General features: G+C 67.6%; 11 protein-coding genes. 7 read left to right on the forward strand and 4 right to left on the reverse strand.

The features are described from left to right. The first annotated feature begins 645 nt into the window (after positions 1–645). The 3 genes from prpE to AC3WL7_RS10060 all read left to right on the forward strand — a co-directional run bounded on the left by prpE (position 646) and on the right by AC3WL7_RS10060 (position 4362). On the forward strand, positions 646–2526 hold the full coding sequence (gene prpE, locus AC3WL7_RS10050) for a propionate--CoA ligase (RefSeq protein WP_079220772.1): 1881 nt from the start codon (positions 646–648) through the stop codon (positions 2524–2526). A 226-nt stretch (positions 2527–2752) separates the two neighbouring features. After that, on the forward strand, positions 2753–3256 hold the full coding sequence (locus AC3WL7_RS10055; RefSeq protein ID WP_079220773.1) for a hypothetical protein: 504 nt from the start codon (positions 2753–2755) through the stop codon (positions 3254–3256). A 50-nt stretch (positions 3257–3306) separates the two neighbouring features. Then, positions 3307–4362 carry a suppressor of fused domain protein gene (locus AC3WL7_RS10060; protein ID WP_492750237.1) on the forward strand — a complete coding sequence of 352 codons (1056 nt, stop codon included), beginning with the start codon at positions 3307–3309 and terminating at the stop codon, positions 4360–4362. Between the two features lie 78 nt (positions 4363–4440). Here AC3WL7_RS10060 and AC3WL7_RS10065 read toward each other — a convergent pair whose 3' ends face one another. The 4 genes from AC3WL7_RS10065 to yczE form a co-directional block, all read right to left on the reverse strand. Further along, the gene (locus tag AC3WL7_RS10065; RefSeq protein WP_079220774.1) at positions 4441–5052 is read right to left on the reverse strand and encodes a glutathione S-transferase N-terminal domain-containing protein; all 612 of its coding nucleotides are present in this window, start codon (positions 5050–5052) and stop codon (positions 4441–4443) included. A gap of 85 nt (positions 5053–5137) precedes the next feature. Further along, positions 5138–5596: a cell wall hydrolase gene (locus tag AC3WL7_RS10070; RefSeq protein WP_004154513.1), complete on the reverse strand. Its 459-nt coding sequence runs from the start codon at positions 5594–5596 to the stop codon at positions 5138–5140. Between the two features lie 295 nt (positions 5597–5891). Continuing rightward, positions 5892–7922, reverse strand: a complete 2031-nt coding sequence (locus AC3WL7_RS10075) for an oxidoreductase (protein WP_313420842.1) — start codon at positions 7920–7922, stop codon at positions 5892–5894. A gap of 105 nt (positions 7923–8027) precedes the next feature. Beyond that, on the reverse strand, positions 8028–8669 hold the full coding sequence (gene yczE, locus AC3WL7_RS10080) for a membrane protein YczE (RefSeq protein WP_492750175.1): 642 nt from the start codon (positions 8667–8669) through the stop codon (positions 8028–8030). Positions 8670–9225: 556 nt separating this feature from the next. Here yczE and AC3WL7_RS10085 point away from each other — a divergent pair. The 4 genes from AC3WL7_RS10085 (at position 9226) to AC3WL7_RS10100 (ending at position 12303) form a co-directional block, all read left to right on the forward strand. Beyond that, on the forward strand, positions 9226–10320 hold the full coding sequence (locus AC3WL7_RS10085; RefSeq protein WP_079220775.1) for an OmpA family protein: 1095 nt from the start codon (positions 9226–9228) through the stop codon (positions 10318–10320). Between the two features lie 218 nt (positions 10321–10538). Next, positions 10539–11051: a hypothetical protein gene (locus AC3WL7_RS10090; protein ID WP_079220776.1), complete on the forward strand. Its 513-nt coding sequence runs from the start codon at positions 10539–10541 to the stop codon at positions 11049–11051. Between the two features lie 20 nt (positions 11052–11071). Continuing rightward, positions 11072–11881, forward strand: coding sequence for a pseudouridine synthase (locus AC3WL7_RS10095; RefSeq protein ID WP_492750176.1), 810 nt, complete (start codon positions 11072–11074; stop codon positions 11879–11881). A gap of 86 nt (positions 11882–11967) precedes the next feature. Then, positions 11968–12303, forward strand: a complete 336-nt coding sequence (locus AC3WL7_RS10100; RefSeq protein ID WP_108746030.1) for a hypothetical protein — start codon at positions 11968–11970, stop codon at positions 12301–12303. The last annotated feature ends 94 nt before the right edge of the window (positions 12304–12397 follow it).

Consider the following 12397-nt stretch of genomic DNA (forward strand, 5'->3'; position numbering starts at 1 on the left):
CGGCACATCTGTCAGATAGCGAATAAATCATCCACGCATGGCGTGGCTCTACTGTGTCGACTCCGACAGGCTGATGGCAGGTGTCGACCGTTGGTCGACACATCTGTCAGATAGCGAATAAATCATCCACGCATGGCGTGGCTCTACTGTGTCGACTCCGACAGGCTGCTGGTGGGTGCCGACCGTTGGTCGGCACATCTGTCAGATAGCGAATAAATCATCCACGCATGGCGTGGCTCTACTGTGTCGACTCCGACAGGCTGATGGTAGGTGTCGACCGTTGGTCGACACATCGGTCAGACATCGATATCCGACCCCGTGCCGACCAACGGTCGGCACCCACCAGAGCAGAGCGCCGTTCCATCAGCTCGCGGAGAACTGTCGAAGGCGGGGTGGGTCCGGTTGAGGGGGTGTGAGCGGCATGGATGCCGCGACCAAGCCCCCAGGGATGGGTTCACGGCGTCCCCCTCAACCGGACCCACCCCGCCATCCCTCAGCAGCCCCGCTTTTGACGTTGACGTTGCTTCTGCAGGTGCAGGGCGGCAGCCCTGCATGAAAAACCCCACCCCCTACCAAGGTAGGGCGGCCCGCGTGCCAGCGCGGGACTATCCTCGAATGCATGACTTTGTCTGGGAGGGCTGCGTCATGAATTACGAGGAAACCTACCGCCGCTCGATCGACGAGCCGGAGGCGTTCTGGGGCGAGGAAGCCAAGCGCATCTACTGGCATGTGCCGCCGAAGCAGGTGCTGGATTACAGCAATCCGCCGTTCCGCCGCTGGTATGTCGGGGGCGAAACCAACCTCTGCTACAACGCTGTCGATCGCCATCTCGTTGATCGGCCCGACCAGCTCGCGCTGGTGGCGGTCTCCACCGAAACCAACATCACCCGCGAAATCACCTACCGCCAGCTGTACCGCGAGGTGAACGACTTCGCCGCGGTGCTGCAGCGCCTGGGCGTCGGCCATGGTGACCGCGTGGTCATCTACATGCCCAACATGGCCGAAGCCGTGTTCGCCATGCTGGCGTGCGCGCGCATCGGCGCGGTGCATTCGGTGGTGTTCGGTGGCTTCGCCGCGCACAACCTGGCGCTGCGCATCGACGACGCCAAGCCGAAGCTGCTGATCGCCGCCGATGCCGGCATGCGTGGTGGCAAGGTCATCCCGTACAAGGCCATGGTGGACGCCGCCTGCGCCGAGGCGACCAGCCCGCCGCCGCACGTGCTGATCGTTTCGCGCGGCCTGGACCCGGCCGAGCCGCGCGTGCCCGGCCGCGATGTCGACTACGCCGCACTGCGCGCGCAGGTGGGTGAAGTGGACGTGCCGGTGAAGTGGCTCGAGTCCAGCGAACCCAGCTACCTGCTCTATACCTCCGGCACCACCGGCAAGCCCAAGGGCGTGCAGCGCGACGTGGGCGGCTATGCCGTGGCGATGGCGCAGTCGATGCAGACGGTGTTCGACTGCCAGCCGGGCCAGGTGATGTTCTCCACCTCGGACGTGGGCTGGGCCGTCGGCCATTCCTACAACGTGTATGGGCCGCTGATCGGTGGCTGCACCTCGCTGCTCTATGAAGGGCTGCCGACCAACCCGGACCCGGGCATCTGGTGGGCGCTGTGCGAGCAGTACAACGTGCGCACGATGTTCTCCTCGCCCACCGCCATCCGCGTGCTGAAGAAGCACGATGCCGACTTCATCCACCGCCACGACCTGGACGCGCTGAAGTACCTGTTCCTGGCGGGCGAGCCGTTGGATGAACCCACCGCGCACTGGATCAGCGAGGCGCTGGGCAAGCCGATCATCGACAACTACTGGCAGACCGAAACCGGCTGGCCGGCGCTGACGTTGTTGCCGGGGCTGGACATGAAGCCGGTACGCTTCGGCTCGCCGGGCTTCCCCAACCTCGGCTATCGCATGAAGGTGATCGACGAAAACACCGGCGAGGAAGTCGCGGCCGGGCAGAAGGGCGTGCTGGTGGTGACCCCGCCACTGCCGCCGGGCTGCATGAGCACGGTGTGGAACGACGATGCGCGTTTCATGCAGAGCTACTTCAGCCACTTCAAGGAACTGCTGTACAGCTCGCTGGACTGGGCCATCCGCGATGACGACGGCTACACCTTCATCCTCGGCCGCACCGATGATGTGATCAACGTGGCCGGGCACCGCCTGGGCACGCGCGAGATCGAGGAAGCCATCTCCGGCCACCCGCGCGTGGCCGAGGCGGCGGTGATCGGGGTCAAGGACGAGCTGAAGGGGCAGGTGCCGCTGGTGTTCGTCACCCTCAAGCAGGGGCTCAACGGCGAGGACCCGGCGCCGGTAGTGGCCGAGATGATGGCGGCGGTGACCGCCTCGCTCGGTGCGGTGGCCCGGCCGGCACACGTGCACGTGGTCAACGCGCTGCCCAAGACCCGCTCGGGCAAGCTGCTGCGGCGCTCGCTGCAGGCGCTGGCCGAGCAGCGCGACCCGGGTGACCTGTCGACCCTGGATGACCCCGGGGCATTGGAGGAAATCCGCCGCGCGCTGGGGCGGTAAGCGGTCTGGTAGCGCCGGGCCATGCCCGGCGAGCGCGAAGCGCGGAAAAGCCGCCAGGCATGGCCTGGCGCTACCCATCCGCCAAACATGCGCTAAGCTCGCCCTGTCATCGCTCTGCAACAGAGCCTGCGCTTCGGGGAAGCTGCGCCGGCGCTGACGATGGCGACCAAAGGGGGCGCGCCCGCCCGGGCGCGCAGATGAAGCGCATCAAGGATTGGGGGGATGCATGGCACTGCTGCACGCCAAGACGGCCGCTGGCCGCCAGGAGATCGAAGACCGTGGCCGGCGCCTGCCGGCGGGATTGCGTTCGATCCTGTTGATGGTCGATGGCCGCCGCGATGACAACGAACTGCGTGGCCTGCTCGAAGGCCTGCGCGCGCCGCCGGATGCGCTTCAGCAACTGGCGGCACTTGAGCTGATCGAAGTGGTCGGCGGCGCGGTCGAGCCGGTGGCCGCGCGTGCCCTCAGCAGCGGCCGCGAACAGGACCCGGCGCTGTACCAGCAGTTGTACGAGGCGATGAGCGAGGCAGTACGCCGCCATCTGGGCCTGAAGGGCTACTTCATGCAGCTGAAGATCGAGCGCTGCAAGGATGCGCTGTCGCTGGAGCGGCTGTGCCCGGAACTGCTGGATGCGGTGGCGAAGGCACGCAGCCCGGCACTGGCCCAGCGCTGGTGGCAGGAAACCCAGGTGCTGCTGTCGCCGGCGGCGGGCGAGGTCGTGCAGGCCTGACGTGGCGGGTAAAGTGGGCGGTGGATTCCACTGCCCTCGAGGATGCCTGCGTGCAGGACGAACACGACACCACCGACACGCCCGGTTGGGACGCCATCAATGCGGCGCTGGCACCGCTGTATGCCGGCCAGGAGCCGCGCCACTACGGCACTGCATTGCCCTACACGCTGGGTGGCCAGGATCCGCTGGACGGCATCAGCGTGTACTGGGCCGACGCCCCCGTGCCGCACTGGCACTACATCACCTACGGCTTCTCCGAGCTGTATGCGAAGGAAAGCAGTGATGCCGACACCAGCGGTTACGGCTTCGAGCTGACCTTCCGCCTGGCGGCCAGCGCCGGCGAGCATGCCGGCAGCACGCCGCCGGTGTGGCCGTTGAACCTGCTGCAGAACCTCGCCCGCTATGTGTTCGGCAGCGGCAACGTGTTCGAAGATGGCCACCATCTCGACGCCAACGGCCCGATCGCGCTGGAGACGGACACCCGGCTCTGCCATCTGGCCTTCATCGCCGATCCGCAGCTGCCGGCGCGCGATACCGCCAACGGGCACCTGCAGTTCCTGCAGCTGGTCGGCTTGACCGATGAAGAAATGGAGGCGATCCGGCGCTGGTCGACCCGCGGCGTGCTGCAGGCCCTGCAGCCGGCGATGCCGCTGTGGATTACCGACCTGCACCGCGGCAACCTGCTCGACGACCCCGCGTTGGCCGCGCAGGCACGGGAGGGCAGTGAGCGTGAAGGCTCGACCACCGGCATGCTGTTCATCGAGACCCTGGGGTGGCGGCAGGAGGCGGGCGTGACCACGCTGGTGCTGGGCGCCGGCCAGGTGCCAAGCGTGTCCGAGCTGCTGGGCCTGCGCCTGCGCCATGGCAAGCCGCTGGAGCTGGTCAGCCGCGAGCGGCAGTGGACGTTCGTTCCGGCCGATGGCGACAGCGTTGAAGAGATTGAAGGCGACAGCGCGTGCTGGATGCTGGATGAGGCGGGGCTGCAGGCGATGGCAGCCGTGCCGGCCGAACGCGGCCTGTACCCGGTGGGGTCAAGGCTGCGCATCGAGGTGGTGCCGACCCAGCTGCGCGACGGCAAGGGTGCCGTCATCCGCGAGATCGGCTGAGCACACCGGTGAAACCGCGGGGTCAGAGCCGTCTGCTGCGCAGACGGATCCGACCCCGCGTCTGGCCCCGTCCAGGCCTCAGGCCAGGCCTTCGGCCTTCAGCACGGCCTGCACGCCCGCGTCGGCTTCCATGCGGGTCTTGAACGCAGCCACGTTGTCCAGGCCGACCAGGTCGACCTTGGCGGCCGCAGCCCAGCGCAGGGTGATGTAGAAGTAGGGATCGGCGAAGCTGCGGAAGCCGGCCAGCCACGGCTTGTCGGCCAGCTGCTTGTCGGCGGTTTCGAACAGGCCGCGCAGGCGCTTGCGCGCAGCGGCGCGGATGGCGTCGAACTGGCCTTCATCGGCGATGAACTTGGCCGGCCCAAACAGCGGCGAGAACGCCGGGTGCACGTCCGAATTGACGAAGGACAGCCAGCGGGTGGCTTCGGCGCGCTGCTGTGCGCTGCCATCGCCGGCCAGGCCGGCCTGCGGGAAGCTGTCGGCGATGTAGCCCATGATGGCTGCGTTCTGCAGCAGGATGAAATCGCCATCGACCAGCGCAGGCACCGCGCCGGCCGGGTTGATCTTGAGGAAGTCCGGACCCTTCAGGGTGTCCTTGTCCAGCAGTTCCACTTCATAGGGCTGGCCGGTCCACTGCAGGGCGATGTGGTCGGCGGTGGAACAGGCACCAGGCTTGCTGTACAGCTTCATGGGGACTCCAGGCGGGTGTGGCGGGAAACGTCCACTATCCCAGAGCCTGCCGGCGTGCGGCAACGCTGCCGCCGGCAACAGATCGTTACGACTGGCGAGGCTTGAGGTTCTGCACCTTGTAGAAGGTGTGGTCGCCGATGGTCGCCACCTGGTAGGCATTGCGCCAGTTCGGGCTGGCAATGGACAGCGCGGCGAAGTGGCTGGCACCGGGGACGATCTCGCGGCGTTCGCCGGCCGGCAGCGCCCAGTTGCGCTCGGCGTCGAAGGCCACGTTCATCGCTTCGCTCCAGGCCGCGTCGTTGCCCAGCTGGGTGCCGGGGGAGACGATGGTCGGGGCGAACTGCTTGCGCGCGGTGACCACCTGGCACATCGAATCGCCCCACAGGCCGCTGTCGAGGCGGCGCAATGCGACTTCGGCGACGGCCTGCTGGCCGCGCAGGGTCTGGTCGCGGGCTTCCAGGTAAACGGTGGTGCTCAAACACAATGAATCAGCGGCCGGCTGCGGCAACAACTGCGACAGCCAGAGAATCCAGGCCAGTTTCATATAACTCCTTGCTCCGTGTGGGCCGCAGCCCGGGGTTCCAGCAGCGGGGGCTGCGGGCCGGGATACGACTTGGCGTCATGGGGAGGCGGCCATCGGGGCCGCCCCGTGGGCGGCCCCAAAAGAAACGATCATCCGATCGAGGGGGGCCGCGCCGGCTCACCGGGAACTGGCTGGTGAGCAGAAAGTCGGCGCAAGGTAGGGGGGGATTACCCAACGCATCCTGAATCGGCTTGCTTGACATTCAGGTTCGGGCGGAGGGACGGAAATCACATTCCGCCCCCCATTCAGGCCCGGACTACAGGGCAGCGGCCACCCGGCTGCCCTGATCGATTGCACGCTTTGCATCCAGTTCCGCAGCCACATCGGCGCCGCCGATCAGCTGCGCGGCGATGCCGGCGGCCTGCAGTTCGGCCTGCAGTGCGCGGTTCGGTTCCTGCCCGGCGCAGACCACCACATGGTCGACCGGCAGCAGCTGCTCACTGCCATCCACACGGATGCGCAGGCCATCGTCATCCACGCCCAGGTACTCCACGCCGCCGAGCATGCGCACGCCCTTGGCCTTCAGCGTGGCGCGGTGGATCCAGCCGGTGGTCTTGCCCAGGCGCGCACCGGGCTTGCCGGCGCTTCGCTGCAGCAGCCACAGCCGGCGCGGCGAGGCTTCCACCTGCGGGCTGGCCAGCGCGCCGCGGGCCTCGAAATGGCGGTCCACGCCCCATTCGGCCATCCAGCGCTGCGGGTCCAGTGAGGGCGAGGGGCCCGCATGGCTGAGGAACTCGCCGACATCGAAGCCGATGCCGCCGGCACCGATGATCGCCGCGTTGGGGCCGACGTCGACCCGCCCCAGCAGCACGTCCAGGTAGGTGACCACCTTGGCGTGGTCGGCACCGGGGAAATCGACCTTGCGCGGGGTGATGCCGGTGGCCAGCACCACCTCGTCGAAGCCGGCCAGGGCAGCCGCATCGGCGCGGGTATCCAGGCGCAGCTGCACGCCGGTTTCCTGCAGCTTGTGGCGGAAGTAGCGCAGGGTCTCGTGGAACTCCTCCTTGCCCGGGATGCGCTTGGCCACGTTGAACTGGCCGCCGATCTCCGCGCCGGCATCGAACAGGGTGACCTGGTGGCCACGCTCGGCGGCCACCGTGGCGCAGGCCAGGCCGGCCGGGCCTGCGCCGACCACCGCGATCTTCTTCGGCGCGGTGGTGGGGTGGTAGACCAGCTCGGTCTCATGCGCGGCACGCGGGTTGACCAGGCAGCTGGCCAGCTTGTTCTCGAACACGTGGTCCAGGCAGGCCTGGTTGCAGGCGATGCACGTATTGATCGCCTCGGCGCGGCCGGCACGGGCCTTGTTCGGCCACTGCGGGTCGGCCAGCAGCGGCCGCGCCAGCGACACCATGTCGGCGCCACCACCGGCCAGGATGCGCTCGGCCACTTCGGGCATGTTGATGCGGTTGGTAGCGACCAGCGGCACCTTCACGTGCGGCTTGAGCTTGGCGGTGACCCCGGCGAAGGCCGCGCGTGGCACCGAGGTGGCGATGGTCGGGATGCGCGCCTCGTGCCAGCCGATGCCGGAATTGATGATCGTCGCGCCGGCGGCTTCGATGGCCTGTGCCTGCTGCACGATCTCTTCCCAGTTGCTGCCGTCATCGACCAGGTCGACCAGCGAGAGCCGGTAGATGATGATGAAGTCCGGGCCGCAGGCCTCACGGATGCGGCGCACGATCTCCACCGCGAAGCGCATGCGCTGGCGCGCGTCGCCGCCCCAGGCATCGGTGCGCGTGTTGGTGCGCGGGGCGATGAACTCGTTGATGAGGTAGCCCTCCGAGCCCATCACTTCGACGCCGTCGTAGCCGGCCTCGCGGGCCAGCTTCGCGCTGCGGGCGTAGTCGGCGATATGGCGTTCGACGCCACTGGCCGACAGCGCGCGCGGAGTGAACGGGTTGATCGGCGCCTTCAGCTTGGACGGCGCCACCGACAGCGGGTGATAGGCATAGCGGCCGGCATGCAGCAGCTGCAGGCAGATCTTTGCGCCGTGCTGGTGCGCGGCGGCGGTGAGCTGCTTGTGCGGGCGCACTTCCCAGGGCCACGACAGCTTGCCGCCGAACGGCTTCAGCCAGCCAACCACATTCGGGGCGAATCCACCGGTGACGATCAGGCCGACGCCACCTTCGGCGCGTTCGGCGAAATAGGCGGCCAGGCGCGGGAAGTCGCGCGCGCGATCTTCCAGGCCGGTGTGCATCGAGCCCATCAGCACCCGGTTGCGCAGCTGGGTAAAGCCCAGGTCCAGCGGGGAGAACAGGTGCGGATAGGCGGTTTCGTTGGCTGGCGACATGGTCGATACGCTTGCGTACGGAAGCGCGCAGGGTGCCGCGAAACTGCGGCCGGGGCAAGGGCTGCCGCAGCGTCGGGTAGCGCCGGGCCATGCCCGGCGGCGCGGTCATCCGTGGCCGCGCTGCGCGCTCGCCGGGCGTGGCCCGGCGCTACCCCCCACCGGGCGGCCGATGCCGAACCAGCCCAACGTCAGGCCGCACAGCGGGCCGATCAGCACGGCGAAGGCCAGCGTGCCCAGGCCGATGTTGCCGCCCAGCCACCAGCCCACCGCGAGGGCACTGCCTTCGATGAGGGTGCGGACCTGCCAGATCGGCCGGCCGGTGCGCGCGTGCAGGCCGGTCATCAGCCCGTCGCGTGGGCCGGGGCCGAGGCGTGCGCCGATGTACAGGCCGGTGGCCAGTGCGATCAGCAGCAGGCCGGCGCAGAACAGCAGCAACTGCCAGGCCAGGCCGGCTGCCGGTGGCAGCAACCACAGGCCGAGCTGCGCGGACGGACCGATCAGCAGCACATTGAGCACGGTGCCCACGCCAGGCTTCTGCCGCAGCGGCCACCACAACAGCAGCACCACCAGACCGACCAGGTTGGTTACGAGGCCAAACGAAAGCGGCGAATGCAGGGTAATCCCCTGTGAAAGCACGTCCCACGGCGCCACGCCGATGGCCGCACGCACCATCAGGGCGATGCCGAATCCGTACAGGAACAGGCCGGTGACAAGCTGGAGCAGGCGCAGGGGGAGGGCGGTGGGCATGGGGGTTCCGGGGGAGGGGGAATCTGTTCCCACCGTAGTCCTGCTCTGGCCGTCGTTATAGATACAGATGCGGAGCAATGCACGTGTACAGCGGCAACGCGGCCAGTGACGTGAATGGCGTTAACCCGGACCCGCGGTTCACGACGCTGCAAAGGCCGGGGCGGGAAAGAAGAAAATCGCTCGACGCCGGGGCATTCACCCCTTGGCCTGCGAACTATGTGCCCGCCTCATTTGGTTCCTCACGACAATGGGCGCGCGCTGAATCTCCCGATGCAGCACTCCGGCAAACCCGTCGCTTACTCCCCTTAATCCCCTCCAAACCCTTGTCGCACGGGGGTCTTGCGGATTTTCATGATCCTGTATAGGGTTTCAATGTCGGACCGGTGGCTGGTCGGGTGCGACGCTTCACATGTTACGGGACTGTTAACATGACCTTCACCCGCCTGAGCATAATGTTCGCGGCGGTGGCGTGCTGAATCGGCTGTCGAACATCGACGCAGTAGTGCTGGCCCATGCCTCTACCGGTTTCATACCCCCGAAATAGGAGCTGTACTCAATGAACAAGAAGATCCTTACTGCCGCGCTGCTGGGTGGTCTGGCTTTCGCCCAGGCTGCGTCCGCGCAGGAGTTCGATGACCGCTGGTACCTGACCGGTTCGGCCGGCTTCAACTTCCAGGACAGCGACCGCCTGACCAACGATGCTCCGTTCGTCACCCTGGGCCTGGGTAAGTTCATCAGCCCGGAGTGGTCGCTGGACGGTGAGCTGAACTACCAGAACCCGAATTTCGATGCCAACCAGGATCTGAACTGGTCGCAGTACGGCATCTCGTTCGACCTGCGTCGCCACTTCATCAAGGAAGGCCGCGGCTGGAACCCGTACATCGTCGGTGGCCTGGGCTACCAGAAGTCGGAAGAAGAGTACGCAGCCAACAGCCTGAACGGCCCGCGTGAGCGTAAGGACGGCAATGCCGCTGCCAAGCTGGGCTTCGGCCTGCAGACCACCTTCGAAAAGCGCGTTGCTGTCCGCGCCGAAGTGGCCTACCGCGCTGTCTTCGACGACCAGAGCGTTGCTGCTCCGAACGAAGACTGGTTCGGCGACGTGCTGGCTTCGGTCGGCGTCGTGATCCCGCTGGGCCCGGCCCCGGTGGCTGCTGTTGCCCCGGCTCCGGCTCCGGTTGCCCCGAGCTGCGCCGACCTGGATGACGACGGTGACGGCGTCAACAACTGCGACGACAAGTGCCCGAACTCGCAGCCGGGCCAGACCATCGGTCCGGACGGTTGCCCGGTGCCGGTGTCGATCGACCTGAAGGGCGTGAACTTCGACTTCGACAAGTCGAACCTGCGTCCGGACGCTGTGGCCATCCTGTCGGAAGCTTCGGAAATCCTGAAGCGTTACCCGGACCTGCGCGTTGAAGTCGCCGGTCACACCGACTCGAAGGGTACCGACGCTTACAACCAGAAGCTGTCCGAGCGTCGCGCCACCGCCGTGTACAACTACCTGACCCAGAACGGTGTGGACGCTGGCCGTCTGCAGGGCCCGATCGGCTACGGCGAGAGCCGTCCGATTGCCCCGAACACCAACCCGGATGGTTCGGACAACCCGGAAGGTCGCGCCAAGAACCGTCGTACCGAGCTGAACGTCCAGAACTAAGTTCTGACGCTCTGCCAGTAAGACACAGCAGGACCCGGCTTCGGCCGGGTCTTGTTGTTTGTGGGCCCTGGAACGCGGGTCGCTCCCGCTGTTGGCAACCGTTCGTCGGTATTTTGCCCGCAAAACCAATGAGTTGCCGTATTCATTGAAAGTGGCGCTTGAAAGCTGTCGCGGCATTGCTAAACTCGCCGCGTCACTTCCTTTCGTGGATGCCCCTCATGCTGCGCTCTGCATCGGCCGCCGTCCTGGCGCTGGCCCTGGTTCCCGTCGCCCACGCGGCGGTCGATTGCTCGGTCAACACCAGCGCCTCGCCGCTGCCCCTGCCGGCCACGGCCATCGCGCCGGTGGCCGATGAGCTGTACATCCGCGGTACCCAGCTGGGCATGTCTGCCGGCGTGCTGGGCAGCAGCTACGATCCCTCGCAGTCGCTGGACCAGGTGCTGCAGCGCCTGCGCATCGATGGGTGCCAGAACATCGCCAAGGCCATCCCCAGCGCACCGGCGGTGAAGCCCAACGATCCGGCCGCCTACAAGCCGCAGACCGAGTTCGACAACACGCCGTGGCGCTTCGACATGAGCCAGAACGGCAAGCGCATGACCGCTGAAGAGTTCGACGCCTGGATGAAGGCGCGTGGCGTGCGCGTGGTCAAGGCGCGCCCGGCGCCGGCTGCCGCTGCCGTCCCGGCCACCACCGAAGCACCGGCTGAGACCAAGCCGGGCGAGAAGAAGTAAGCCGCGCGGGGAGCAGAGGCTTGCGCACGCGCCGCCCTCCTGCCACCCCCGCCGCCCGCTCCCACGCCCCGCGTGGGCGTGCGAAGCCCGCTGCCGCACCCGCCGGTGTCCGCCATGGCCTGGCGCGCGTGCTGTCCAAGGCAGGCGTCTGCTCGCGCACCGAAGCCGCACGCTGGATCGCCGATGGCCGCGTGCGGGTGTCCGGGCGCATCGTCCGCGATCCCGAATTCCCGATCGCGCAGCCTGCACCGCCCATTGACGTGGACGGCCAGCCGCTGGGCGCGCCCAAGCGCCTGTACCTGATGCTCAACAAGCCGCGCGGGGTGGTGACCACCGCGCAGGACGAGCGCGGCCGCGACACCGTCTACCGCTGCTTCGATGGCGCCGGGCTGCCCTGGATCGCACCCGTCGGGCGGCTGGACAAGGCCAGCGAGGGCCTGCTGCTGTTCAGCAACGACCCGCAGTGGGCCGCGCGCCTCACCGACCCGCAGACCGGGCCGGACAAGACCTACCACGTACAGATCGACCGCCTGCCGGACGAGGCCACGCTGGCCGCGCTGCAGGCCGGCATCGACGACGAGGGCGAGTTCCTGGTCGCCCGGGCCGTGCGCGTGCTGCGCAGCGGCGACAAGACCGCATGGCTGGAGGTGGTCCTCGAAGAGGGACGCAACCGCCATATCCGCCGCCTGCTGGCGGCCTTCGACCTGCAGGTGCTGCGCCTGGTCCGGGTTGCGATCGGCGGGCTGGCGCTCGGCGATCTCGGCAAGGGCCAGTGGCGGGTACTGGAGGTCAGCGACCAGCAGCGGCTGGGGGCCGCTGCACCGGGCTGATGTCCGGCCCACGGCCGGCAGCCGCCGGCCACCGTTCCAGGCGTAGGGGGCGCCTGGTTTTCGATTTACTTGAACGGAGCGTGCCCATGTACCCGACCCTCGACCGAACCCTGCGCTGCGCCGGCCTGTTGCTGCCGCTTGCGCTGCTGGCCGCCTGCAGTGGCCACAAGAAAGTGGCCAAGGCCGAAGTCCCGGTGGAAACGCCGGTGGTGGAAGTGAAAACCCCGGAACTGGACGGCCGCGGCAGTTACCGCTTCATGATGAGCGACGGCGACCACAAGATGACCGCCGATGAGTTCGATGCCTGGATGAAGGCCAACGGCATCCGCGTGGCCAAGGGCAATGCGCAGGACGCCGCCGCCAAGCCGGTGGTGGTGGCCAGCAAGGACGAGCCCAAGGACAAGAAGAAAAAGAAGAAGTGACGCGCGTTGTGCGTCACGCCGGTAGCGCCGGGCCGTGCCCGGCGAGCGCGTAGCGCGGACATCGGGAAACCGCCGGGCATGGCCCGGCGCTACC

The organism is Stenotrophomonas sp. FW305-3-2-15-E-LB1, assembly GCF_058787375.1.